Below are 26,882 nucleotides of genomic sequence, written 5' to 3'. Positions count from 1 at the left end.
GGTAAAAAATTTAAATTTAGTTTAAATTTGTTTCAAGTTTCGGGCAGTAAACAGGTGATTCGTCGGATAAATTTATACGTTTGTCGATTCTGTTTACTTTCACAAAATATTTTCAATTCAAATACAGAAATCTTGAATCATAATACTCCTTTAGCAGAAAGATTAAGACCAAAAACCTTAGATGAAGTTTTGGGACAGGAGCACCTTACCGGAGAGAAAGGCACCATCAGAAAAATGCTGGAAAACGACACGCTGAATTCACTAATTCTGTGGGGACCACCGGGGACAGGGAAAACGACTTTGGCGGAAATCATTTCAGAAAAATCTGGCAGAAAATTTTTTAAACTTTCTGCAGTTTCTTCAGGGGTGAAAGATGTGCGGGATGTAATTGAAGATGCCAAAAAGCAAAATCTTTTTTCCGGCAAGTCGCCAATCCTTTTTATTGATGAAATACACCGATTTAATAAATCTCAACAAGACTCATTGCTTCATGCGGTTGAGAAAGGTTGGATAGTTTTGATTGGTGCAACTACTGAAAATCCAAGTTTTGAGGTGGTTTCAGCATTGTTGTCCAGAAGTCAGGTTTATATATTGAAAGCTTTAAGCTATGATAAACTGGAAGAGTTGATTGATATTGCAACAGCAAGATTCAATAAAGATGAAAATTCTGACTTTATAATTAAAGAGAAAGAAGCATTCATACAATATTCCGGTGGTGATGGAAGAAAGCTGATTAATTCTGTGGAATTGGTTTTAAATCAATTTAAAAATTCCACAAACAGAGAGATTTCCAACGATGACGTAATGTCTGTTTTGCAGGAAACGATGGCGCTTTACGATAAAAATGGTGAGCAACATTATGATATTATTTCGGCTTTTATCAAATCTATGCGGGGAAGTGATCCGAATGGTGCTGTTTATTGGCTGGCGAGAATGATTGCGGGAGGGGAGGACATAAAATTCATTGCCAGAAGAATGCTGATTTTAGCTTCTGAAGATATTGGTTTGGCAAACCCTAATGCTTTGGTCATTGCAAATAACTGTTTTCAGGCAATCAATGTGATTGGAAATCCTGAGGCGAGAATTTTATTGAGTGAAACAGCAATTTATCTTGCGGTTTCTCCAAAAAGTAATTCTGCGTATATGGCCATCAACGAAGCGTTGGCTTTTGTGAAGAAAACGGGAAATCTTCCTGTGCCGTTGCATCTTAGAAATGCTCCTACGAAATTGATGAAAGATTTAGATTACGGCAAAGAATATAAATATGCCCATTCGTTTGACGGTAATTTTGTAAATCAGGATTTTTTACCGGAAGAAATTAAGGATGTTAAATTCTACGAGCCCGGAAACAATGCCACGGAAAAGAAAATCTACGATGAACTTAAGAAAAAATGGAATGATAAATATTGAAAAAGGACATTCAAAATGAATGTCCTTCCTAAAAATATCTAATATGGCAATTTACTATTTCTTTGGGCTGGTAATAACGAGCGTTTTTCTACCATCATAATCTTTAACCTCTGCATTCTCCATCAAATTGGCGAAAATATTGATTTTTGTATCAGTAAATTCGTATCCATCAATTACAGCAGGAGTTTCCGGAGCTAAACCATTTTGCTTATTAAGCTCTGCAATGCTGATAAAATCAAGTGTTCCGTAATCTTTCTTAAATTTCACAGAAGCCAATCCATTTTCAGCAAGAAAACTGAACTTTTTCAAATCCTGAGGCAATGCTGCAGCATTTTTAAACATATTAATACTTTGTACATATTGTTTGTTAGCATCAAACATGGCAACAGTTCCTACATTTCCATTCGCAATAGCAAATTTTGTAGCAGGATTTTTTTGAGCAAAAACGCTAACTGAAGCGAACAAAAGTAAAGAATATAGAATTTTTTTCATAATCAAAAATTATTTCGGTTAATTACGTGATAAATGTACATAAATTTTGATTAATATCAATAATAAATATAAATATTTCTTAATATTCTTGTGACGACGAGAAAAATACAGCTTTAATGCCTAATGTTTCAAAAAATATTCTTAAAGATGATTAATGCGTATTTAATCAGATAGTTATATGTAATTTATTATTTAAAGAAATGAGTTTTTACTTTAAATAAATCAGACTTTTTCTGAGTTTAAAAATTATTAAATCCCTGAATCTATCGGCTTCCATTCCTGTTGAATAAAAGACATTAGAAAATCCGGACATTTGATGATTTTCCCTGATTCTGCATCCAAAAAGAAAAGAGTTGTCTTTGCATCTGTAATTTTAACGTTTTCAGAATTGAAAATCTCATATCGAAACTCTATCTTTACTCCCGGAAGTTTTTCAACATAGGTATGAATTGTTAATTCTTCATCGTAAAAAGCAGGTTTTAAATATTTAATACTATATTCTGAAACCGGAAGCCAAATTCCTTTTTTTTCGATGTCATTATAAGAAATTCCTATGCTTCGGAAGAGTTCCACTCTTGCAACTTCCAGATACTCTGCATAGTTGCCGTAATAGACATATTTCATAGGGTCGGTTTCACCGTAACGTACTCTTAATGAGTGTGTTGTATGTATCATAATAAGGTCTTTTTTAGACATACAAATATATTTTTTAATAATCAATAGCTGCAACATTTTTTTTTAAAAAGAAAATACGTGACCTTTGCTGTCCACCTTTTTTTAACGACTAACTACGCAATATCAGGGCATAAAAATGAAAGAAAATTTGATGATGACATGGCAGAATTGCCTCCAGTTTATGAGAGATAATCTCAATGCGGCTGAGGATAATTCTGATCTGAAGAAACTTGAAAAATCCTTCGACTTACTTTTCGATAAAGTGCAGCCGGTTTCTCTGGTTGACAACAATCTTACCTTGATGGTACCGAGTGATTTTTACAAAGAATATATTGAAGATAACTACCTGTCTCTACTTTCTGCAGCCCTAAAGAAAAATATTGGCAAAGGCGTTAAACTTTGGTATTCTGTGATGGAAAACAAGCCTGCAGGTCAGGAAAAACCTGTTACCATGAATATGAAAGGCAAAACAGTTGCTACACCAAAAGTGCAGGAGACTATGCCTCAAGGGTTTTCGGGGAATATTGTTAATCCATTTGTAGTTCCGGGCATCAAAAAGGTCAATATAGATTCAAATCTGAAAGCTGATTTTTCTTTTGATAATTATGTAGAGGGAGAAAGCAACAAATTTGCATCTACAGTTGCTAAATCTATTGCTAAAAGACCTGGTGCAACGGCATTCAACCCTTTGTTTTTATATGGAGGTTATGGAGTAGGTAAAACTCACCTTGGCCAAGCAGTTGGTCTTGAAGTGAAAAGCCAGTTTCCGGATAAAGTAGTTTTATATTTATCATCAGAAAAATTTATCCAGCAGTTTATTTCGGCTGCGAAAGCTCATAAGCAGACAGAATTTGCCAATTTCTACCAGATGGTAGATGTGTTGATTATCGATGATATTCAGTTCCTTTCCGGGAAATCTGCTACGCAAGATAGCTTCTTCCATATTTTTGATTATTTACATCAGAACGGAAAGCAAATTATCCTGACTTCAGATAAAGCTCCGGTGGATATCATGGATATCCAGGAAAGAATTGTTTCCCGTTTCAAATGGGGACTTTCTGCGGAAATCAAATCTCCGGATCTGGATACCCGTAAGAAAATCATCGTTGACAAATTAAGCCGTGACGGTATTGTTTTAACAGATGATATGCTTGATTTCCTTGCTGCAGAAGCGAAAACCAATGTAAGAGAACTTATCGGAGTAATCAATTCGGTTATAGCTTATTCTACGATTTATAAATCAGACTTAAGTCTTGAACTTTTAAAGGAAACAATCAATAAAATTGCTGCAAACCAAAAGAAAATCATCAATATTCCTTATATTCAGGAAGTTGTGTGTGATTATTTTGGAATTAAAAGAGAGCAGCTTTTATCTAAAACAAGAAAAAGAGAAATTGCACTTCCAAGACAGTTGGCAATGTACTTTGCGAAAGAATATACCAACTCTACATTTACCAAAATCGGTGAAGAAATGGGAGGGAAGGATCACTCAACGGTAATGTACGCCTGCGAAACAATCAAAGATGTTTCGAAAATTGATAAGGAAGTAAAAAAATATGTGAAAGATCTTACTGAAAGAATCAAACATTAAGTAAGAATTTTTTTAAATTAATATTAAAAATGAAGGATAGATTTATTCTTCATTTTTTATTTTTGTAATCTCAAATCTCAAATCTCAAATCTCAAATGAAAATATTAATGGTTTGTCTCGGAAATATCTGCCGAAGCCCCCTTGCTGAAGGAATATTAAAATCAAAACTTCCCGCAGATTTTCAGGTGGATTCTGCCGGAACTATCAATATGCACGAAGGAAATGCTCCCGATAAAAGATCGGTTGAAGTGGCTTTAAAAAACGGTTTGGATATTTCAAAACAGCGTTCAAGACATTTCCAATCTCATGATTTAGATGAATACGACAGAATTTTCTGCATGGATAAAAATAATCTGAGAGATGTTTTATCTTTAGCTAAAAGTGATGAGCAGAGACAAAAAGTCTCACTATTGATGAATGATTTGAATTTAAAACAACATCCCAACGAAGTTCCCGATCCTTACTGGAGTGGTTCTGAAGGTTTTGATCAGGTGTACAGACAAATTGATGAAGCCTGTGAAATCATCGCAGAAAATCTTCAAAAAGAAACCTCCAACTCCAGGTAAATCAAAATCTTACTCTAATTTTTAGACCTTAAACTTAGCCTCAACCTCAATCTTAACCTTAACCTTAAAACATGCTTTTCCTACTTCCGGCATATCTTTCAGAAAACACTTCGATTACACACTTTTCACCTGTGATTAAAGAATATATCATGCAGACTGATTATTTTTTTGTTGAAAACGAAAAGACAGCCAGAAAAGTCGTGAAGTTTTTTGCACCCGAAAAAAAGCAGGCAGATTTAAAACTGTTTTTGCTTGATAAATACACAGAAAATGCTGATATCAAGGAAGCTCAGACCCTGATGCTGAAAGGTCAGGATTTTGGTTTGTTATCAGAAGCGGGATTGCCTTGTATCGCTGATCCAGGGAATCTGATGGTGAAGTGGTGTCATGAGAAAAATATTAAGGTGGTACCAATTTCAGGACCATCTTCGATTATTTTAGCTTTGATTTCAAGTGGATTTAATGGACAGGAATTTACTTTCAACGGATATCTTCCAATCGATAAAGCAGAAAAGAAAAAACAGATTCTTCATTTGGAAAATCTGGTTCAGAAAACGGGTTATTCACAGATTTTTATGGAAACACCTTACAGGAATAACCAACTCATTGAAGATCTTTTAAAATTTCTTCCAGCAAATACAAAACTTTGCATCGCTGCCAATATTAACGATCCGGAAACTGAATTTATCAAAACCAAAACCATCAAAGACTGGCAGAAACAGAAGCCTGAACTGCATAAAATTCCGGCAGTGTTTGTTCTGGGAAAGTAATCTGATTCTGACGGATGAGACCAATTCAGCAGATTTGTAATGTTGTTTTGAGAACATTATAGCAGTTATTCATTCTCATTTATAATTTAACAGCCCTTAACAACCCTTTAGCACCATTATTGTCATTGTACAGATATAACATCAAAAAAATAAAATATGTCTGACAAAAAATTAGCTGGTCTTTGGATTGATACGCAAAAGGCGGTAGTGGTAAAAAATCATGATGCTCAGAATGCATTTAAATTCTTTCTCTGCAGTCCGGTAAAAGCGATTATCCAACATGGAAACTCAAGTGAAAATGCAGGAAATAATGCAGAGCAAACCAATAAGGTTAAATTCTTCAAAGAAGTTGAGCATTTGCTTACCAATTCAGAAGAAGTTTTGATCACAGGTCCGGGAACGATTCAGGAAGAACTGAAAAAACATCTTCACGATACGGCACAGTTTAAAGATTTAAAGATTACTCTTGAAACTTCACAGCAAATGTCTGATGAGCAGGTTTTAGAGACGGTAAAGACACATTTTAATGCTTAATTAAATTGTTATTGCAAAGGAAACATCCGAATACTTCTAGTACTCGGATGTTTTTTTATGCTATTTTCAGTTTCGCTTCTTAAAATTATTACCGATTTTGTGACTTTCATTAAGTTAATAATTAATATTTTTATGCAATGAAAAAGAGTTTTTTAGCAATACTATTTTTACCATTTTCAATATTCGCTCAGGATGTCCCGAAACTTACCGATGAAATGGCGGTGAAACTTTCAGAAAAACCACTTCATTGCATCAATCAGGAGTATCCAAACAAGACGGCGCATATCATTAATAACGAGGCTGAAGTTTCTTTAAGTCCTAAAGATTTGCATCCCAGTTTTTATGGTTGCTTCGATTGGCATTCATCTGTTCATGGGCATTGGATGTTGGTTAGACTGTTAAAAACAAAACCCAATTTGTCTGTTGCTAAAGATATTGAAACGATTTTAGACAACTCATTTAAGAAAGAAAACCTTCAGGTGGAAGCAGATTATTTTACAAAATATCAACTGACAACCACTTTCGAGCGAACTTACGGCTGGGCATGGCTGTTGAAACTCGATGAAGAACTGATGACATGGAATCATCCAAAAGCTAAAATATGGCATGAGAATTTGAAACCTCTAACGGATAAAATTCTCAATTCGTGGAAGACCTATCTGCCGAAACAAACCTATCCAAACCGAACCGGAGTTCATCCAAACACCGCATTCGCAATGGTTTTTGCGCTCGATTGGGCGAGAGTAACTGGTGACAAAGCTTTTGAAAATGAACTGATTGAAAAAGCAAAATATTTTTATTTAAACAATACAAAAACACCAGCGTATCTCGAACCTGACGGTTCAGATTTTTTCTCGCCAAGTCTTGAAATTGCCGATTTAATGCGCAGAATTTTTCCTCAAAAAGAATTTGTAAAGTGGCTTGATAACTTTTATGAAAAAAGAAGTTTGGAAAACATCGAAAAAATTCCTGTAGTAAGTGATTTGAGCGATTATCAAACTGTTCATCTCGTTGGTTTATCTTTCACGAAAGCATGGTGCATGAAAGGAATTGCGAAATCGCTTCCCGACAATCATCCATTAAAAAAAGAATTCCAAAAAACAGCAACCATCTTTTTAAACAACGGACTTCCATTATTATTTCAGGGAAATTACGGCGGAGATCATTGGCTGGCAAGCTTTGCAGTGTATGCTTTGGAGGACTGATTTCTGCAGTTAAATTTGATAAATATATTTATTTTAAATCAAGTGTTTGTTCACGGCAAATTGATCAAGTGTTTTTACCAGAAAGAACACTAAGAAATTTCACAAAGTACATAGGATATAGTGATCTTCGTGAAAAACCTTTGTGCACCTTGTGGTAAAAGTTGATAGTAATTATCTAACAAAATCTTGGTGTTTAGTTACTAAGTGAAACGCCATTGTTTATCTTAAAAATATTCGCAATATTTAAAGAAATCTTCGTCTAACCTTGCGTTTAAGTATAAATTAAAATCAATATCGAATTCCTAATTTCTTCAAAAGAAAACTCAACAACCAAATAGGTCCGATCAAAAGAAACTGTAAATCTTTAAGAAATGACGGTTTTTTGCCTTCAATTTTGTGCCCAACGAACTGCGAAATCCATGTCGCAACGAAAACGGCAAGATAAATTAACCACGATTTTCTTCCAAAACTTACATTTACCAGAGATACGAAATGTTCCATTAAAAGCATGACGAAAAGCATGATGAGTGCAATTCTCCATGATAATCTGAAATAAAATACTGTGACAAGAGACAGAGCAATAAAGCTTGCGATACTTAGAAATCCGAAGTATTTAAGGTAAATATTGGGTGTAGGAATGTATGAAATAAATCCTAAAATCGTCCAGAAAATCAAGGGAACACAGATCCAGTGAATCAGCTTGTTGGTGGAGTTTCTGTGGCTTTCGGCGTATTCAGCAAAAAGCAAATCAATCTTTCTCATGGTTTTGAATTTGGGTGTACTAAAATAATAAATTTTTGCAATCGGAAGACAGATTGTTTACATTTGCTATATGTCTGCATTAGAAAAATTCGGGGTCGAGATTTTTACGCAGCACAACATCTTTGAAAGAATCTCTGCCGACAAACCTTTCCGTCCCGATAATCCTGCTTTTATCTTTATTAGAAGCGGTTCTATTAAGTTGCGGCAACATTTCAGCGATCTCGAGCTTTCTGCCAATATGTTTATGGTTACCGACCCGCAAACGGTATACGAACTGATTTCTGTAAGTGATGATTTTCAGTCGAGAATGGTTTCTTATAAAAGAGATTTTATTTCAACTCTATCTTTGAAATTCAATAGGTTAATAACGTATCGTTATTTCCGTCAGCAGATGAATGTGGGCGTTCCCTTTCATCAGGATGATATGGATGTAGTGTGGAAAAGCGTCAATTTCCTGAAATATATTCTCGATTCTGAGACCGAAATGACCTACAAAAAAGAGATAGTGGAGCATCTTTTCTCGGTTTTCTGCTACCAAATGGCGGGGATTATTGCCAATGAAGACAATAAGTCTATGAATCAGATGTCGAGACAGGAAGAAATTGTTTTTCTTTTTTTAAATGATGTAGCTAAATTTCATCTTCACGAACACACAGTTGAGTTTTACGCGCAACGCCAGTCCATTACAACCAGACATCTTTCTGCTGTAGTGAAGAGTATTACCGGCCGCTCTGCAAGTCAGATTATTGCTTTAATTATAATCAATGAAGCAAAAGTACTTTTAAACTCGTCTAAGAAGCCTGTTTCAGAGATTTCTGCAGGCTTGGGATTCAGTGATCAGTATTCCTTTTCTCATTTTTTTAAGAAGCATTTAGGCGAAAGCCCAAGTCATTACAGAAATCAGTTTGAAGGCTGAATCTTACATTTGAACATCTTTTTCCAAAAATCAAACATTTGTTTGAGCTTATGCTTGTCCTAACTTTGCAACTGTAAAACAAGGTACAATGATTAAGCAAATAAAAACAGCACTGTCAATTTTGGCGGCAGTATTCCCTGTGCTGTTTTTTTCTCAGAACATAAAACAAATGACCGCCAGTGAAGTCGCCCAATTAGCGCTTCAAAATCAACAGCAACTTAAAGTTTCTGCCCAGAATATTGATATTGCTAAACAAAATATTGATATTGCCAAATTGCAGAAACTCCCTACCATTACAGCTTCTACAAGCCAGTTTTATTTGGGGAATTCTATTGCAATCGATAAAAATTTTTCAAATTCCATTAAAATTGAAATGCCGCATTATGGAAGTACATATGCGGTGCAGGCTACTCAGCTTATTTTTAAGGGTGGATTGGTGAATAAGTCTATCGAAATGGCGGGACTTCGTGAGCAACTTTCAAAATTAGACTTAGAGAAAAACCAACAGGATGTGAAGTTTTTGGTAATTTCTAATTATCTCGATATTTATAAAATTATCAATCAGGAACAGGTTTTTCAGAATAACAAAAAACTGGCTCAGAAAAGACTACAAAACATCAAAGATTTTTACAAGCAGGGCATGATTACACGAAACGAGGTCATCCGTGGTGAATTGAATATCAAAAATCTGGATCAGGGAATTTTAACCTTAACCAACAATAAGAAAATCCTTAATTACAATCTCAGTACAGCTCTCGGGTTTCCTTTAGATACAGAAATTGTTCCTACCGAAGATTTAGACAATAAAGAAATAGGTATTGGCATGGAATATTATCTAAATCTTGCCCATGATTCTAATCCGCAAATGAAATCTGCAAAAACAAATATTTCGGTGGCTGAAAAGAATATCGAAATTATCAATACAGATAAAATGCCAACCATTTCAGGCTATGGAAGTTACAATGTGCAAAGACCAATTACTACCAGAACTCCGGTTTTGGATATGTACGGAAACGGATGGCAAGGTGGAATTTCTTTAAGCTATAACATCGATAATCTGTATAAAACCAAAGAAAGAGTGAAGCTTGGCGAACTGCAAAAAAATCAGGCTAATGAATCCCTCACTTTGGTGCAGCAAAATATTGATATGACGGTAAATGCAGCGTATGTGAAATACCAGGAAGCTATTCAGCAGGCGCAGATTTTAAATGATGCTAAAAATCTGGCTGACGAAAACTACAACATCACAGAAGCAAAATACCTCAATCAATTGGCTGTACAGGCAGAAATGCTGGATGCCCAAAACCAGAAACTACAATCGGAACTGGATTTTGCCAATGCAGAAATCAACGTATTGTATCAATATTACAATCTTTTGAAATCTACGGGAACATTATAATATATGTTCAGCGGGCTTAGCTGACTTTACGCCTTTGTAAACTTAAAAACAGTTAGTATTCAAAAAAACTTTGCGCACTTTGCGTTAAAAAACTTTCAATTTATCAAAACTGAAAATCAAAACAATGGAAAACAAGGAACAAAATACAGAAAACACACAACCGGCTGCCGAAAAACCAAGCGCGGTCATTAAGAAAAAAGAAGCCAGGAAGAATAAAATCAGAGCAATCATTTCAAACATCATTGTTTTTGCGGTGATTGGTTTTGGTTTGTGGTGGCTCGTACGTCAGTATTTCCATATTGGAGATAAGACTTACACTGAAGCAGCTCAGGTGGAGGAGTTTATTAATCCTATCAACACAAGAGTTTCGGCTTACATTAAAGAAATTAAATTCATCGAACATCAACAGGTGAAAAAAGGTGATACTCTGGTGATTTTAGATGAAAGAGAAATCCTAACCCAGCTCGGACAGGCGGAAGCAGCGTATCAGAATGCTTTGGCTCAAAGATCGGCAACCAGTACTTCTGTAAATACTGTTTCAAACAACGTCAGCGTGATGGAATCCAACATTGCAGGAGCAAAAGCCCGACTTTGGAATGCCGAGCAGAATTTAAACCGATACAAAAATCTTTTAGCTTCAGAAGCTGTTACCAGACAGCAGTTTGATCAAATGAAAACCGAGTATGATGCTCAAAAAGCAGCTTACGAAACATTGGTCAACCAAAAGCAGTCTGCCAATCTTTCAACTACCGAAGTGAAATCTAAATTAGGAATCAACGATGCGGAAATCAAAAGAACAAAGGCAGCTTTGGATATGGCAAAAATTAATCTTTCTTACACGGTAATTACTGCTCCGTACGACGGTGTGATGGGAAGAAGAATGATTGCTGAAGGACAGTTAATTCAACCCGGACAGCAAGTTGGAACCATCGTTCTCAACAATCAAAAATGGGTAACAGCAAATTTCCTTGAAAGCCAAATGCCGAATGTGAAAATAGGAGAGAAGATGACCATGACTGCCGATGCTTTAGGCGGAAAATCTTTTGAAGGAATCGTTACCGCAGTTTCTGCAGCAACCGGTTCAAGATACTCAAGCGTTCCGACAGATAACTCTACAGGTAATTTCATCAAAGTGCAACAGAGAATTCCGGTAAGAATCGAGTTTACAGATTCCAATAAAAAAGAAGATGTGGCGAAACTGAGTGCGGGGATGAATATGAATGTAGTTATTAAAGAACCAAGTAAAAAGTAAAAAGAGTCAGGTTAAAGAGAGGGAAGCGGGATGATGGAAGTACATCATTCAAAAACTTCCAGCACCCATCTTCCAACTTCCAGCCAAAAAATAAAAATTATGTACAATCAAGGTCTTTTCAGTCATTGGGTTCCGAAGCCGTTACAGCTTTTTGTGATTTTCCTGCTGACGCTTATCGCAATGCCGGTGAGTGGAGTTTACACGGGAAGTTTAAGCTATATGGTGGGCGATACCGGAGTGATGAGCGAATATTTTATGTGGGCAAACTACGCCACAACTGTAGGAATGGGAGCCGCAATGCCTATTGTTTTGCGGGCTAAAATGCGTTTTAAAGTAAGGGATAAAGTGGTGATTTTACTTCTGCTCCTGGGAGTTTTCAGTTATATCAATGCAACGACTTCAGAGCCGATGGTCATCGTTTTTGTGTCGCTGGTTTTGGGATTCTGCAAGACATTTATTACCATTGAAGTATTTCTTCCGTTGATGGCAATGATGGGTGGTAGAGGTATTTTCTATGGTGTTTTTTATACGTTTATTCTCGTGATTACACAGGTTACCAATTATTATGCTACCGACTTTTCTATTGAATACAACTGGCGGCAGTTTCTCATTTTCGTGGCGATTCTGTGTTTCGTAGTAGCGATGATTTGCTGGGTGGTGATGCACGATAAGTATTTTGCTCTCAAAGTTCCTTTGCATTATATCGACTGGCTAAGTATTGTTCTGTTTATTTCGACTTTTATGTTTTCAGCTTATGTTTTTTCATTTGGAAAACAGCAGGATTGGTTTCATTCTAAAAATATTCTCAACGCCAGTATTGCCGCTTTTGTGAGTTTCGCTTTGATGGTTATTCGTCAGTTTACCTTAAAAAGACCTTATCTGTCATTTGAAATATTCTCCCGAAACAACGTTCAGGTCGGGCTTTTTCTTTTGTTGTGTTTAGGAATGTTTATGGCAACAACATCTCTTCAGAATATATTTTCGGTTGGGGTTTTGGGTTATGATCAATTGACGAATGCAAAAGTCAATTTGATGATGATTCCCGGCATGATAGCCGCCGGAGCATTGGCGGTCTATTGGTTTAAAAAAGAAAAAAAACTTAAGCTTTTCATCTTCTTTGGTTTCTCGGCGATGGTAGCCTACTGTATCATCATGTACTTTTCGATGGTGCTCGAATTCAATTATGAAAGCTGGTATTTCCCGATGATTTTGAAAGGATTTGGGATGGTGGCACTTTACATATCCGTTTGGTATTATGCTTTAGATAAAATCGATATCAGCCAGATGCTTCCCGCTATCGGTCTGTTTCTGTTGTGGCGAACTTTCGTAACGACCGGTTTTTTCTCCGCTTTATTTTCCTGGACGCAGTATCAGTTTCAAATCGAAAGCTTGGGTGACTTAGCGGTTTATATGGATGGAATGACTTTGAATGCACAACCTAATTTAAGTTTAAAAACGATTCAGCTGAATGCAATAATTATTGCCAACAAAAAACTCTTTGGCTACGTTATTCTTGCCGGTTTTGGAGTTTTGCTTTTTGTGATGACGCACCATTTCGGATATCCAAGATTCACTTTAGATAAACTGGTAAGGATTTTTGGAGGCAAATCTGTCGTTGCCCGAAGACGTTTAAGAGAAAGAAAAAAACTCGCAGAAAGCCTGAAAGACGGCGTAGGTTCTGCGGTATAAATTACCTTGTTTTCGTACAAAGCTCTGTTTTTCTTAGGAAAATGGGGCTTTGTTTTTTGCGGGGTGCGGGGTGCGGGGTGCGGGATTCGTGTGTTGAGTGTTTGATACGAGATACGGGGTTTGGGATTCTGGGATTTGTATTATCTAATCTTTGAATATACTGTTTGGGTAACTGCTCCAGCGGAGCAGTATCTGTGTAGAAAGAATAAACCCATTATGAACAGAACTCCGTAGGAGTTCAATCTTAATTAATCTGAATTTTTTAAAAGATTAAAATATCATTTCAACATTCAAAGCATCTGATTATATCTGAAATTGACTTGCTGTAATTTTAATCTTAAATTTAAATTGTCAGAATTTTGTACTGTTCAATCTCGTTCTTTGTAACAATCACCATATTTTAGGTTAAAATTGAAAAAAGCCCTGCCAGAAAGGTCCCTGCACCCCTGCAACAGGTTTGCGGGAGACCTTACAAGCTTGTCGCACCCTAGTAACACCTTGCGGGAAGCACTGAAAGTCTGTTGCACCCTAGTAAGAACCTTTCCCGGTGATGAGAAATTGCCTTGCAGGGTAGAGACAAACTTTCTCATAAAAAATGATCATTGATAAGATTAGATTTAAAAAGAAAAGAATTAAAAAAATTATCTTTGCACTCACAATCAAACCCTATGAAAGACTTAATGGGACGTGCAATCTGGGATTTTTACCACAATGAAAATCCTGAAGATCTGCAAACCGAAACTTCAATTTCTGAGCTCGATGAACTTCCGGTGGAATACCTTTTCAGAGATTTTGAAGAGATGAATAAAATCGAACAGAAAGCCTTGAAATTAGCAAAAGGAAAAGTTTTGGATATTGGAGCAGGAGCAGGTTCGCATTCTCTTTATCTTCAGAATGAGAAAAATCTCGACGTTACAGCTTTGGATATTTCTCTAAAAGCCATTGAGATTTGTCAACTGAGAGGAATTAAAAATGCAGTTGCAGAAAATATGCTCACTTTTTCGGGTGAAAATTACGATACCATTCTGCTGCTGATGAATGGAACAGGGATTTTTCAAAGCCTGAATGTAATTGATATTTACCTTAAAAAACTGTATGATCTGATTGGTAAAAGCGGTCAGATTCTCATTGACAGTACTGATATTCTTTATATGTATGACGAAGATGAAGACGGTGGCTATTTTATTCCTGCGGAAGGATATTATGGCGAGCTTGATTACATAGTGCATTACAAGGGCGAGTCTGAAGATCCCATCAAATGGCTGTATCTTGACTTCAATACTTTACAGAATGCGGCAGAAAATAATGATTTTAAAATAGAAATGGTTTTGCAGGATGAAGATTCTTATCTGGCGAGATTGACAAAAAGGTAATTTTAAACTTATTTAATTATCAAAAAAATACTCTTTTTGGGGTATTTTTTTTCATTTAAAGATGACTTAGTTTTGCATATAGTAAAACTAATAACCATGAAAAATTTAAAAACAAAATTAATTTTCGTTTTCTCACTTTTTCTTGCAACTCTCTTTTATTCTCAGGAAAATTTTAAAAAAGATGACTTGGCGATTTTAGAAAAAGTAGCGTTCAAAGCCAATTATTCTACAATTAAAACCTTTATGAAAGAAAATGATTATGAATTTGTAGAAGAGTTTGATGATGACGGAACGGATGCCTTTGTATTTAAGGGTCCTTATATGCGTAGAGTTTATATTGGATTTAACAGTTCTAAAAAATTAGAAGCTGTTACCATTTTAATACCTACAGCTGTTCGGGTTTTTTCTGATATGGAATTGGAAGAAAAAAACTTTGAAGTAATTTCAAAATCTGGTGAGGAAGTAATGTATAAAAAGAAAAATTATCCTTACCAATTGGCCACGAATACGAGAGGAGATAATGACCAGGTAAGCATGATTATGCTTTTTACCAAGGATAGCTCAAGTTTTGTAAAATAATATTGTCTGTATAATTGATCAGACAGAATCTAATAATTAATCTAAAAGTCTTTATTTTATTCAAAAAAATACTCCTTTTGGGCTATTTTTTTTGATGAAATGATAGGTTAGATTTGTGATATTAATAATCTGAAACTTCACACCATGAAAAAAAATCTTTTATTATCAGTCTTGGTATTTTTGTTTGCTGTAACAGCATTGAATGCCCAGGAAAAATTTGAAAACACTACACTCGCTTTCCTTGAAGATATCGCCGAGAACTCAAAACAAAAAGATGTAATTGAGTTTATGAAAAAAGCAAACTATGACAAGGTTTCAGAGAGTGCAGATGATGAAGACGTCAACTATTATTTTACAGGGCCGGAAAATAAATTGATGCGTATTACTTACAATAAATCAAAAAAACTGAAGCAGATAACAGTAATAATAACATCAATTATCCCAGAGATAGTAGATGTGCAGACCAATCTGATGCGACATAAATTTGAAAACGTGAATTATGGTTTCTTTTTATGGAGAAAATCTTCGTCTCCTTATCAGTATCTCACTCAGGAAGACGATGACAATTCTTCCAGGTGTTCGATTCATCTGGTGACGAAATTGAGTAAATTTTATAAATAATAATTTTGGTTTCTGATCAATCTGTATAAGATAAATTTCAAAACAAAAAACACATCAATTTGATGTGTTTTCTGTTTTACTTATATTGTTTTTGTAAAAAGAGCATTTTAATTTCTCATAAAACTGTTGAGGAAGTAATTTGAGAACCACTCATTAGGATTGATTAAAATTACTACAATCATCACTACAGAAATTCCAACAGGAATTAGATATGATCCTGCTTTATAGGGTAACTTTTTCGGTATACAAGATACCCAAAGCACCAATAAAATCAATGCTCCAAAACAGGAAAGGAAAAATTCAGGATTTTTTTTAAGTCTGTAAAAGCTAGTAGAACTGGCTTCATAGATTAAAGGAACAAGAAAATTCTGAAACGGTATAAACGCAAACCCAAAAACGAATGTGAGAATTGCAGCGCCGAATTTTTTAAGTTTAATAAAATTCAATCCTAATAATATACTTCCCGGAATCGTTCCTAAAAATACGCTGATGATTAAAATAATTTCTCTCGGGAAAAGCTGTACGGCATTCTGGTCAGTTGTGATGTGATCTTTCCACAATTCCTTTTCTTCGTTGAGTTGATCTTCTTCCGTCTGTTTTTTATTTTGAATAATTGCCTGAACCGAATCTTTTTCTGCCTGGCTGAAAATTCGACCTCTTTCCTCAAGAATTTCAAATGCCATCTGAATCGCTTCGGGAACAAAACGGGTTGAGGGTTTTAGGTAATTTTCCAGTTCCCGGTCTGAAAGTTTTCTTAAAACATTTTTGTTTACCATAAAAAAAATGGGCATCCGAAAATGCCCATGATTATATTTGTTAAATAAGATTATCCAATTTCAATCCCATTCTCGACATTGCTATCGTCAGGAGTAACGAAAGATAATTTTCCGTCTGGTTTTGTCGTTAGCAAAAACATTCCCTGAGATTCAATTCCTCTGATTTTTCTCGGAGCCAGGTTTAATAAAATCATCACCTGCTTTCCAACCAGTTCTTCTGGTGAAAAACTTTCTGCAACACCCGAAACTACGGTTCTTACATCTACGCCTGTATCGACTGTGAATTTTAATAATTTGTCTGCTTTTTCTACTTTTTCTGCCGTTAAAATAGTAGCAGTTCTAAGGTCGATTTTAGAAAAATCATCAAAAGTGATTTCGTCTTTCATTGGGTTTGCGTTAGGGTTTGTTTTTTTATTGCTTTGTTTGGTATTTTCTAATTTCTGTATTTGAAAATCGATCACATCGTCTTCAATTTTTGAGAAAAGAAGAGAAGCTTCGTTGATTTTGTGCCCGGTTTCAATTAAAACAGATTTTGTTTCAACATCGTTCCAATCAGACTTCTGAACATTGAACATATTCAATAATTTTTCAGAACTGAAAGGCATAAACGGTTCGCATAATTGCGCCAATGCAACCGCAATCTGAGCTCCGACAAATAATGAATGTGCCGCTTTTTCAGGATTATCTTTAATGGTTTTCCAAGGTTCTTCAGCCTGAAGATATTGGTTTCCAAAACGAGCCAAATTCATTAAAGCCGTCAGAGAATTTCTAAATTCATAGTTTTCTAAGAAACCTGAAATTTCTTTTGCTGATTTATTTATTTCCTGTAATTCCGGTGCATTTACATCACCTTGAGGAACAATTCCATCATAATATTTATGAATTAAAACGGCAACTCTGTTGATGAAGTTTCCAAAAATTCCAACCAATTCTGAATTGTTTTTCGTCTGGAAATCCTTCCAGGTAAAGTTGTTATCTTTCGTTTCAGGAGCTGAAGAAAGCAATGCATAACGCAAAACATCCTGTTGCCCAGGGAATTCTTCCACATATTCGTGTGCCCAAACCGCCCAGTTTCTTGAGGTTGAAATTTTATCGTTTTCAAGATTCAAAAACTCAAAAGCAGGAACATTTTTCGGCATGATAAAATCGCCGTGAGCCTTCATCATCGCAGGGAAAATAATACAGTGGAACACAATATTATCCTTTCCGATAAAATGAACCAAATCTGATTCTTCGCTCTGCCAATAATCTTTCCAGTCTTTTCCGTTTTTCTCAGCCCATTCTTTGGTGAAAGAAATATAACCAATCGGAGCATCAAACCAAACGTAAAGTACTTTACCTTCTGCATTTGGCAAAGGAACCGGAACACCCCAATTCAGATCTCTGGTCATTGCACGAGGTTTTAAGCCGTCGTTTAACCAAGATTTTACCTGTCCGTAAACGTTGGTTTTCCAGTCGTCTTTATGACCTTCAATAATCCATTCGTTTAAGAAATCTTCATATTCATTTAAAGGTAAATACCAGTTTTTTGTCTCTTTTAAAATGGGAACGTTACCGCTCAACATTGATTTTGGATTAATCAATTCTGATGGAGAAAGGGTAGTGCCACACTTCTCACACTGATCGCCATAAGCATTGTCGTTTCCACAGTTTGGACAAGTTCCAACAATATATCGGTCAGCCAAAAATTCATTAGCCTGTTCGTCAAAATATTGCTCAGACATTTCTTCTGTGAACTTTCCTTTTTCGTAAAGCACTTTAAAGAAATCCTGACTTGTTTCCCGGTGATTAGTCGATGTCGTTCTTGAGTATTCATCAAAAGAAATTCCTAAATCAGAAAATGATTTTTTGATTATTTCGTGGTATTTATCAACAATATCCTGTGGCGTAACACCTTCTTTTTTAGCTCTGATGGTGATAGGAATTCCGTGCTCATCACTTCCGCAGATAAAAGCAACATCTTTTCCTGATCTTCTCTGAAATCTTGCATAGACATCAGCAGGAATATAAACACCCGCCAAATGCCCTATATGAACCGGCCCGTTTGCATAAGGCAAAGCCGCCGTAATCAATTTTTTATTTGACATTATTATACTAAAATTTAGATGTGCAAAGATAAAGATAATTTGGGAATCCCTTGATAATTACTTCATGGGTAAAATTGACAGTATTATCTCAAATTGAATCAATAATAGTTAAACAATTGTTTAATTTTTAATCACTACCGTAGAGATGTTATGTATTGAATAATTTTAGTTAAAGTACTGATTATTAGTATTTAGTATTAATTTCGTGGTATAAGTTAACGAAAATTTAATGAAATATTAATATTTTTTAACATTATTTGATTTTTTGTTTAAATTGCAAGGCTGGCAAACAGCATCAACAAAGGAAACTATATAAAAATAATATTGTGAAAAACTTTACAACGGTATTAAAGATTGCGCCGATGTTTTTACTGGCAAGCTCAGTAATGTTCGGGCAAGAGCAGGATTCTACTGCGAAGGAAAAGAAGATTGAGGAAGTGGTACTGATAGGATTTGGAGCTAAAAAGAAATCAGATCTTACCGGATCTGTGACTTCTGTTACAGAGAAAGACTTCAACAAAGGTGCGATTGTGTCGGCTGATCAGTTGATTCAGGGAAAAGCACCCGGTGTGAGAATTACAAACAGTGGAGGCTCGCCGGATTCTGCACCCAACATCAGGATTAGAGGAGGAGCTTCTTTAAATGCATCCAACAATCCTCTAATTGTTATTGACGGGATACCTTTAGACTCAACGAATCCTGCGGGCATTCAAAACCCGCTTGCTCTTGTAAATCCAAATGACATTGAATCTTTTTCAATTCTGAAAGATGCTTCGGCTACGGCTATTTATGGGGCTCGTGCTTCTAATGGTGTTATTCTAATTAAAACGAAATCTGGTGGAGGTAAACTGAAAATGAGTTTTAATACTAACGTATCGATTGGAGAAGTTACAAAACATATCGATCTGATGGATTCCAGTCAGTTTGTTGATTTTGTAAAAAACTATTTTCCAAATGATGTCTGGAAGTTAGGAGTTGGGGGTAATCCTGCTAATCCAACTGTTATGGGTAAGATTTATGATACAGACTGGCAGGATGTTGTTTACAGAAATTCTGTTTCCACAGATAATAATTTCAGTGCGTCAGGAAACTTGTTTAATGCCTTGCCTGTAAGATTGTCTCTTGGATATAATAGGACAGAGGGTGTAGTGAAAAATGATGATTTAGAAAGATACTCTGCGAATCTTCGTTTAACACCTACTTTCTTTGATAAACATCTGAAAGTTGACATCAATGCAAAGGGATTTAAAGTTGATAAGAATACCGTTGATGCTGGTGGTGCAATTGGCTCAGCGCTATCCAGAAATCCAACTCTACCTGTTTACAGCCGAGATGTGTATGGAGAAAACGGACCAAACTACTTTGGCGGATATTATCAGAATAATTATATAGATGCTACCGGGAAAACAAATCTCACTTATGATTCTAACCCTTTGGCATTGCTCGAACAGAGACACAGGCCGGAAAACACAATGAGATTCCTAGGAAATATTGAGCTTGACTACAAATTTCATTTTCTTCCTGACCTTAGGGCGGTCGTTAATATGGGTATAGAATCTTCAAGAACAAAAATTCGTGAGACCTATGACCAGAGCGCAAGGAACTCTGTAATCAACCTTGTTTATAATTCTCTTAATGATGTTATTTATAACCCGGGGTTAGGCTACGCTGAGAATCAGTTTACCAACAACAAAAACTTAGAAGCTTATTTGGTTTACAACAGGAAAATAAATGATTTTTTTACCAATTTCCTAATTCAGGGAGGATATACTTATCAGGATTTCAGATATGATGGTAATAAAGAACAGTTTTATGCCGATCCTACGGGAAGTGGTATTCGAATTCCACAACCTAACAGGGCTAACCCTACTTTTGGGTATTTTAATCATTTGAATCTACAGTCTTTCTTTGCGAGAACAAATATTGATATTAAAAACAAATATCTGTTAACAGCATCATTCAGAGCGGATGCGTCTTCGCTTTTCAATGGTTTTGATAATCAGTGGGGCTATTTCCCTTCAGCAGCTTTTGCCTGGAAAATGCAGGAAGAAGAATTTCTGAAAAATTCATCTTTTGTAAAAGAATTAAAATTAAGAGTCGGCTGGGGGCAGACAGGTCAACAGGATTTAACTTCCGCAGCAGGTTTTTATCCTTCGAGACCGTTGTTTTCTCTTGGCTCTGAAAATGCACAGTATCTTCCTGGATTCAATATCTACAATGCTTTAGGCTTTAATTCCAGCCTCAAATGGGAAACGACAACCAGCTGGAATGTAGGTTTTGATTTTAGTTTTTTCAGGAGTAATTTAATTTCTGGTTCTATTGACTTGTATGATAGAAAATCAACCGACTTATTGCTAAAAGCTCCGGTTCCGCCAGGACAGAATCTTACCAATGAGGTTTTTGCGAATGTTGGTTCACTGCGAAACCGTGGTGTAGAAATGAATTTAAATATTAACCCAATAAAAAATGAAAATGTAAACTGGAACGTTTTCGGAAACTTCTCTTACAATAAGGGTGAAATTCTGGAATTGAAATTCTACGACAGAATTTCAGCAGGGGGTGATCTTCCGGTTGGTACAGGTGTTAAGATTGCTTACCATGTTGTAGGTCTTCAGCCTTACTCAGCCTGGTTATTCCAGCAGGTATATGACGAAAGCGGAAATCCTATTGCCGATACTTTCGTAGATAGAAACGGTGATGGGGTGATTAATAATGATGACCGTTATGATGCTCAGATGGTTCCAAACTTTACATACGGTTTCGGAACTTCACTGAACTACAAAAAATGGGATCTTACTGCAAACTTCAGAGGACAGATTGGAGGAAAAGTTTACGACGGAAGACACGTAGCTCAGGGATTTGTGAATCAGGTGAAGCCGTCAAACTCAGAACACCTTAATAACTCTCTGGATTTTTCTAACGGAAGATATTCATCAAACCTTATCCAGCCTACGGATAATATGTTTTTCTCAGATTATTTCCTTCACGATGCTTCATTCTTAAGACTCGACAATATTACCTTAGGATACAATATTGAAAAAATATTCGGCAACAAACTGGATTTAAGAGTGTATGGATCTGTAAATAATGCATTTATTATCACTAAATACAAAGGTCAGGATCCTGAAAACTTTGGGGGTGTAGATAATAATTTTTATCCGAGACCTAGAATTTATACTTTAGGTTTTAATTTTAATTTCTAAATCAGAAAACAATGAAAAGAACAAAAATATATAGTTTACTGGCAATAGCAGGGTTGTTTTTTGCCTCATGTACAAGTGATCTGGAAACAGAACCGAAGTATGAACTCACTTTAGAAGAATTATTACAAAGAGATCCCGCAGCCATGGAGGGTCTGCTTTCAAGAATGTATTCAACTTTTGCTTTATCCAGTGTTTCGGGACCCGGTGACTCTGATATTTCTGGTGCCAATGCAGGAGAATCACCTTTTATCAGAGGTTTAATTAATCTAAACGACTTCACAGCAGATGGAATGAAAAACCGTTGGGGAGATAATGGATTGGATCAATTAACAACCGCGACTGGCTGGAATTCGAATAATAAATTTTTTAAATATGTTTATGACAGAATTTATTACACAATTCCACAGACGACAAATCTTATTCTGATTCTGAAAAATAAAGTTGATGTTCCAAATGAAGATCAGTATATCAGTGAATTGCGATTTTTAAGGGCTCTTTCTTACTATTATCAGATAGATTTCTTTGGTAAAGGACCTTTGGTAAATGATGAAACTTATGGTTCAGCGTCACCCCTTCCTCAGGCTTCTAGAGTTGAGCTTTTTAATTTTGTTGAAAGCGAATTGAAAGATATTGAATCAAAAATTGCTGCTTCCAATACGTACGGCAGAGCAAATCAGGCTGTTGTGCAGATGCTTCTTGCAAAACTGTATCTGAATGCAGAAGTTTATACAGGAACTGCAAAATATTCTGATGCTGCCTCTTATGCTTCCAAGGTAATCGCTAGCAATAATTATCAGTTGGAGACTAATTTCTCTAAAAATTTCAGAGCAGATAATAATACTTCGAAAGAAATAATTTTCCCGCTTATTGCTGATGCCGTTTCTTCGCAAAGTCATGGTAATACCACTTACATTGTTAACGGAAGCTTAAATTCTACAACCATGAACCTTGCTACGTATGGTGCTGCTGAAGGATGGGGAGGACACCGTGCAACAAAATCTTGGTATGGTCTTTTCGCACCGAATGCAGCTGGTTTAAACTCTACTACTGATGTTAGAGCTAAGTTATTCTGGCTTACAGGTCATAATTTCGAGATGACTGATTACAAAGAATGGACAGATGGCTATCCATCAATCAAATTTTCAAACAGAAATACTGATGGGTCAGGAAATGTAACGTCTTTTTCATCAACAGATTTCCCTTTGTTCAGGTTGGCAGACACTTATCTGATCTATGCTGAATGTGCATTAAGAGGTGCTTCAACAGCTACCGCAGCTCAAGGGCTAACATATGTTAATCAGATCAGAACAAGAGCTAATGCTACACCTTTTGTATCTCTTACATTGCAGAATATTCTGGATGAAAGAGGAAGAGAATTAGGTCTGGAAGGTGTAAGACGTCAGGATCTTATTCGTTATAATATTTTCAGCGGTGGTACTTATTTGTGGCCTTGGAAAGGGGGAGTGGCGACAGGCACTGCTATTTCTTCAAATTATAATGTCTTTCCTATTCCGGCATCTGCTTTACAGGCGAACCCAAATTTAACTCAAAATACAGGTTATTAATATTAAAATTAATCTAATGAAAAATATATTTAAAATTTTGCTGATAGGATTAATTGCTACCTTCATCATCTCGTGTGAAAGAGAAGATGAAAAAGTTGTTCTTAGTAATGTCACACCAGCTACACTCACTGCAGATAAGAATTCTGTAGTTTTGGATGAAACAAAAGCTGATTTGCCAGCTCTTACGTTTACATACACAAATCCAGTTTTCAATCCAGGTATTGGTTTTACAAATTCAATTGAGATTGGATTGGAAGGAAATAATTTTTCTTCAAGCAAAACATTAGCAGTTTCGAAAGAGACTAACACATTTACATTAACACATCTACAGCTTAATACTGTTTTGGCAGACTTGCAGATTGCTCCCAATGTTGCAAAAAACATTGAGATGAGATTAAAATCAAATGCCAATAATGTCACTTCTTTTTATTCTAATGTGACTAAGATCTCAATTACAGGATATACTCCAAATCCTGATAATGCATTTCCTAAAATCAATGTACCAGGGTCGTATGCAGGAGTAGCAGGCTATGCAAATTGGACTCCTTCCAATACTGCCAATTTATATTCTCCGGAAAAAGACAACAAATACAGAGGATTTATTTATGTATCTACAATTGCTGGAACGGATGATGGTAAATACAAATTTACAATTAATCAGGATTGGCCAGGAAACAAAGGCGATGATGGCACGCTTACCGGAAAATTATCAGACGGAGGTGCCGATATCAAAGCTACTGCAGTGGGAACAAGATATATTAAAGTTGACTGGACTGCCAACACATACTCATCTGTTTTGGCAAACTTTGGTATTATTGGTGATGCAACTCCTGCAGGGTGGGGTTCAGATATAGACTTAGTTTATAATCCAGCCACAAAAACTTATGTGATAAACTCAATCGCGTTAACTTCCGGCGGAGTATTTAAATTTAGAGCTAATGATGATTGGGCAATGAAAATTCAGCCAGCATCTGCGGATCAAACCTTAGCTTCCGGTACAGGGGTTCAGACATATTTTAGTGCTGAAGGAACTGTTCAAGGAGATCCAGCTTACAAAGTTTCTACTTCAGGAAATTATAAAATAGAACTTGATTTACATAACTCAGGTTACTACAAACTGACTGTTACAAAATTGTAAATATATCTTATTTAACAGCAAACTGTTGCTTCACCGCAACAGTTTTTTTATTTTTAAAGCGTATAAATAATCATTATGAAGAAAATTACAACTGGGGTAGCTTTGCTCTCCATGATGTTTGCAGGAATGAATGCACAATCCTTAAAATCTCCCGATGGAAAATTTGAAATGAATTTCCAATTGAAAGATGGAGTACCTTTTTACAATCTTAAATTTGAGGGTAAAACGGTTCTTGAAGATTCAAAATTAGGATTGAGATTATTTAAAGACACATCAATCAAATTTGCCTCAGAAATTGCTAAACCTGAAGATGCTAAAAACGATCTTAACAATGGTTTTACAAAAACTGAAGAAAAAAGAGACTCCAAAAATGAAACCTGGCAACCGGTTTTAGGAGAGAAAAAAAATTATATCAACCATTACAACGAGTTTGCGGTTACGCTAAATCAGACTGCAACAGACAGAAATATCATCATCAAATTCCGTTTGTTCAATGACGGTTTGGGTTTCAGATATGAATTTCCACAACAGAAAAATCTGAACTATTTCGTGATTCGTGAGGAAGATTCAGAATTTGATTTTCCTTCAGACATGAAAGCGTGGTGGATGGTTGCAGACTACGATTCTCAGGAATACCAGTATCAGGAAACAAAAGTTTCTGAAATCCCTGCAAGATGGCCAAAAGCTGCCGATGCCAACGCTTCACAGACTTTAATTAAAAATGCGGTACAGTCTCCATTAATGTTAAAAGTTGAGGGTAAAACTCCGTTGTACATCAACGTAGCTGAAGCAGCTGTTTTAGATTATCCGGCTTCACATTTAGAAGTGGATGCTGCTAATTTTAAGCTGAAAACTCACCTTACAGCCGACAGACAGGGAGCAAAAGGATATATGCAGACTTCTGCTACAACTCCATGGAGAACGGTTATCGTTTCACCAAAAGCTGAGGTGGTAATGGATTCTAAAATGTTGTTCAACCTTAATGAGCCAACAAAATATACCGATACTTCTTACATTCACCCAACGAAATATATGGGCGTTTGGTGGGAGATGATCATCGGCAAATCTCAGTGGGCATACGGTCAGCCGGAATCTAATGTGCATCTGGATACAACTGATTTCACTAAACTTACTCCAAACGGAAAACATGGAGCCAACAACACGAAAGTAAAAGAATACATCGATTTTGCTGCAGCAAACGGTTTTGAAGGTCTTCTTATCGAAGGCTGGAACATCGGTTGGGAAGACTGGTTCGGCCGTTCAAAAGAATATGTTTTCGATTTTCAGACTCCATATCCGGATTTCGACATTAAAATGTTGAATGAATACGCTCATTCAAAAGGAATAAAATTAATCATGCACCACGAAACTTCCGGTTCAGCAGCGAATTATGAAAGATTTGCTGATAAAGCTTTCCAGTTGATGAATAAATATGGATATGATGCCGTAAAAACTGGTTATGTCGGTGATGTGATTCCGAGAGGAGAGCATCATTATTCTCAGTGGATGATTAATCATTACTACAGAATTGCAGAAAAAGCGAATGAGTATAAAGTAATGATTAATTCTCACGAATCTGTACGTCCGACAGGAGAGAGCCGTACCTATCCAAACTATATATCTGCTGAAGCAGCAAGAGGAACGGAGTACGATGCTTTTGGAGGTAACAATCCCGATCACCACACGATTCTTCCTTTCACAAGATGGATGGGCGGATCGATGGATTACACACCGGGAATCTTCCAGACAAAATTAGATTATTATTTCCCTGGAGATAAACGTTTTGTGAAAACGACTTTGGCAAAACAGCTGGGACTTTATGTAACGATGTATATGCCTTTGCAAATGGCAGCAGATTTACCTGAAAACTATGCGAAGCACATGGATGCTTTCCAGTTTATCAAAGATGTTGCGGCAGATTGGGATGATACCAAAATTTTATCTGCAGAACCGGGAGAATATGTACACACAGCAAGAAAAGCAAAAGGTACAGAAAACTGGTTCGTAGGTGGTATCACCGATGAAAAAGCGATGGATTATACGGTAGATTTCTCTTTCCTGGACAAAGGAAAAAAGTATGAAGCAACTATTTATGAAGATGGAAAAGACGCAGATTACATAGACAATCCTCAGTCTTATCACATTTATAAAAAGACAATTACAAGCAAAACCAAATTGCCTGTACATTTGGTAAGAAGCGGTGGTTACGCCATTTCTATCAAGCCGGTAAAATAAATATTCCTTACCTTTAAAGTCCTTAAAGAATTTTTCTTTAGGGA

At 36.0% G+C, this 26,882-nt stretch carries 22 protein-coding genes; 17 read left to right on the top strand and 5 right to left on the bottom strand.

What is annotated here, in order from left to right:
• Nucleotides 1-132: 132 nt before the first annotated feature.
• Complete coding sequence (locus AC2A1G_RS13245; RefSeq protein ID WP_484047389.1) at nucleotides 133-1,410, top strand: replication-associated recombination protein A; 1,278 nt, start codon at nucleotides 133-135, stop codon at nucleotides 1,408-1,410.
• A gap of 54 nt (nucleotides 1,411-1,464) precedes the next feature.
• Here AC2A1G_RS13245 and AC2A1G_RS13240 read toward each other — a convergent pair whose 3' ends face one another.
• Nucleotides 1,465-1,902 (bottom strand): hypothetical protein, encoded by a 438-nt coding sequence (locus AC2A1G_RS13240; RefSeq protein ID WP_484047388.1) that lies wholly within the window; start codon nucleotides 1,900-1,902, stop codon nucleotides 1,465-1,467.
• 249 nt (nucleotides 1,903-2,151) lie between these two features.
• Complete coding sequence (locus AC2A1G_RS13235) at nucleotides 2,152-2,577, bottom strand: acyl-CoA thioesterase (protein WP_484047387.1); 426 nt, start codon at nucleotides 2,575-2,577, stop codon at nucleotides 2,152-2,154.
• 136 nt (nucleotides 2,578-2,713) lie between these two features.
• Between AC2A1G_RS13235 and dnaA the strand changes: the two genes are divergently transcribed.
• The 5 genes from dnaA to AC2A1G_RS13210 all read left to right on the top strand — a co-directional run bounded on the left by dnaA (nucleotide 2,714) and on the right by AC2A1G_RS13210 (nucleotide 7,243).
• Nucleotides 2,714-4,168, top strand: coding sequence for a chromosomal replication initiator protein DnaA (gene dnaA / locus AC2A1G_RS13230; RefSeq protein WP_484047386.1), 1,455 nt, complete (start codon nucleotides 2,714-2,716; stop codon nucleotides 4,166-4,168).
• A 95-nt stretch (nucleotides 4,169-4,263) separates the two neighbouring features.
• Nucleotides 4,264-4,734, top strand: a complete 471-nt coding sequence (locus AC2A1G_RS13225) for a low molecular weight protein-tyrosine-phosphatase (RefSeq protein WP_484047385.1) — start codon at nucleotides 4,264-4,266, stop codon at nucleotides 4,732-4,734.
• Nucleotides 4,735-4,805: 71 nt separating this feature from the next.
• On the top strand, nucleotides 4,806-5,504 hold the full coding sequence (locus tag AC2A1G_RS13220; RefSeq protein ID WP_484047384.1) for an SAM-dependent methyltransferase: 699 nt from the start codon (nucleotides 4,806-4,808) through the stop codon (nucleotides 5,502-5,504).
• Between the two features lie 156 nt (nucleotides 5,505-5,660).
• Nucleotides 5,661-6,038: a hypothetical protein gene (locus AC2A1G_RS13215; RefSeq protein ID WP_056078994.1), complete on the top strand. Its 378-nt coding sequence runs from the start codon at nucleotides 5,661-5,663 to the stop codon at nucleotides 6,036-6,038.
• 137 nt (nucleotides 6,039-6,175) lie between these two features.
• Nucleotides 6,176-7,243, top strand: a complete 1,068-nt coding sequence (locus tag AC2A1G_RS13210; RefSeq protein WP_484047383.1) for a DUF2891 domain-containing protein — start codon at nucleotides 6,176-6,178, stop codon at nucleotides 7,241-7,243.
• A 288-nt stretch (nucleotides 7,244-7,531) separates the two neighbouring features.
• Here AC2A1G_RS13210 and AC2A1G_RS13205 read toward each other — a convergent pair whose 3' ends face one another.
• Nucleotides 7,532-8,005 carry an Mpo1 family 2-hydroxy fatty acid dioxygenase gene (locus tag AC2A1G_RS13205; RefSeq protein WP_484047382.1) on the bottom strand — a complete coding sequence of 158 codons (474 nt, stop codon included), beginning with the start codon at nucleotides 8,003-8,005 and terminating at the stop codon, nucleotides 7,532-7,534.
• Nucleotides 8,006-8,075: 70 nt separating this feature from the next.
• Here AC2A1G_RS13205 and AC2A1G_RS13200 point away from each other — a divergent pair, with 70 nt between their 5' ends.
• From AC2A1G_RS13200 to AC2A1G_RS13170, 7 genes are all read left to right on the top strand, one after another.
• The gene (locus tag AC2A1G_RS13200) at nucleotides 8,076-8,921 is read left to right on the top strand and encodes a helix-turn-helix domain-containing protein (RefSeq protein WP_484047381.1); all 846 of its coding nucleotides are present in this window, start codon (nucleotides 8,076-8,078) and stop codon (nucleotides 8,919-8,921) included.
• Between the two features lie 88 nt (nucleotides 8,922-9,009).
• Complete coding sequence (locus AC2A1G_RS13195; RefSeq protein WP_484047380.1) at nucleotides 9,010-10,320, top strand: TolC family protein; 1,311 nt, start codon at nucleotides 9,010-9,012, stop codon at nucleotides 10,318-10,320.
• A 124-nt stretch (nucleotides 10,321-10,444) separates the two neighbouring features.
• Complete coding sequence (locus tag AC2A1G_RS13190; protein WP_484047379.1) at nucleotides 10,445-11,572, top strand: HlyD family secretion protein; 1,128 nt, start codon at nucleotides 10,445-10,447, stop codon at nucleotides 11,570-11,572.
• A gap of 30 nt (nucleotides 11,573-11,602) precedes the next feature.
• Nucleotides 11,603-13,261, top strand: coding sequence for an MFS transporter (locus AC2A1G_RS13185; protein WP_484047378.1), 1,659 nt, complete (start codon nucleotides 11,603-11,605; stop codon nucleotides 13,259-13,261).
• Between the two features lie 668 nt (nucleotides 13,262-13,929).
• A complete protein-coding gene (locus AC2A1G_RS13180) occupies nucleotides 13,930-14,634 on the top strand; it encodes a class I SAM-dependent methyltransferase (RefSeq protein ID WP_484047377.1) in 705 nt (234 codons plus the stop codon).
• A gap of 96 nt (nucleotides 14,635-14,730) precedes the next feature.
• Nucleotides 14,731-15,213 (top strand): hypothetical protein, encoded by a 483-nt coding sequence (locus AC2A1G_RS13175; protein WP_484047376.1) that lies wholly within the window; start codon nucleotides 14,731-14,733, stop codon nucleotides 15,211-15,213.
• A 144-nt stretch (nucleotides 15,214-15,357) separates the two neighbouring features.
• Nucleotides 15,358-15,834, top strand: coding sequence for a hypothetical protein (locus AC2A1G_RS13170; RefSeq protein WP_484047375.1), 477 nt, complete (start codon nucleotides 15,358-15,360; stop codon nucleotides 15,832-15,834).
• A 107-nt stretch (nucleotides 15,835-15,941) separates the two neighbouring features.
• Here AC2A1G_RS13170 and AC2A1G_RS13165 read toward each other — a convergent pair whose 3' ends face one another.
• Nucleotides 15,942-16,625 (bottom strand): hypothetical protein, encoded by a 684-nt coding sequence (locus AC2A1G_RS13165; protein WP_484047374.1) that lies wholly within the window; start codon nucleotides 16,623-16,625, stop codon nucleotides 15,942-15,944.
• Between the two features lie 35 nt (nucleotides 16,626-16,660).
• Entirely contained in the window at nucleotides 16,661-18,697 is a 2,037-nt protein-coding gene (gene metG, locus AC2A1G_RS13160; RefSeq protein ID WP_484047373.1) for a methionine--tRNA ligase, read from the bottom strand.
• 326 nt (nucleotides 18,698-19,023) lie between these two features.
• Between metG and AC2A1G_RS13155 the strand changes: the two genes are divergently transcribed.
• The 4 genes from AC2A1G_RS13155 to AC2A1G_RS13140 all read left to right on the top strand — a co-directional run bounded on the left by AC2A1G_RS13155 (nucleotide 19,024) and on the right by AC2A1G_RS13140 (nucleotide 26,838).
• Complete coding sequence (locus AC2A1G_RS13155) at nucleotides 19,024-21,900, top strand: SusC/RagA family TonB-linked outer membrane protein (RefSeq protein ID WP_484047372.1); 2,877 nt, start codon at nucleotides 19,024-19,026, stop codon at nucleotides 21,898-21,900.
• Nucleotides 21,901-21,911: 11 nt separating this feature from the next.
• Complete coding sequence (locus AC2A1G_RS13150; protein ID WP_484047371.1) at nucleotides 21,912-23,465, top strand: RagB/SusD family nutrient uptake outer membrane protein; 1,554 nt, start codon at nucleotides 21,912-21,914, stop codon at nucleotides 23,463-23,465.
• A 16-nt stretch (nucleotides 23,466-23,481) separates the two neighbouring features.
• Nucleotides 23,482-24,603, top strand: a complete 1,122-nt coding sequence (locus AC2A1G_RS13145) for a SusE domain-containing protein (RefSeq protein ID WP_484047370.1) — start codon at nucleotides 23,482-23,484, stop codon at nucleotides 24,601-24,603.
• A 75-nt stretch (nucleotides 24,604-24,678) separates the two neighbouring features.
• Nucleotides 24,679-26,838 carry a glycoside hydrolase family 97 protein gene (locus tag AC2A1G_RS13140; protein WP_484047369.1) on the top strand — a complete coding sequence of 720 codons (2,160 nt, stop codon included), beginning with the start codon at nucleotides 24,679-24,681 and terminating at the stop codon, nucleotides 26,836-26,838.
• The last annotated feature ends 44 nt before the right edge of the window (nucleotides 26,839-26,882 follow it).

The organism is Chryseobacterium sp. HNCC26DJ240, assembly GCF_057180485.1.
This window is presented reverse-complemented; position numbering and strand designations above follow the sequence as displayed.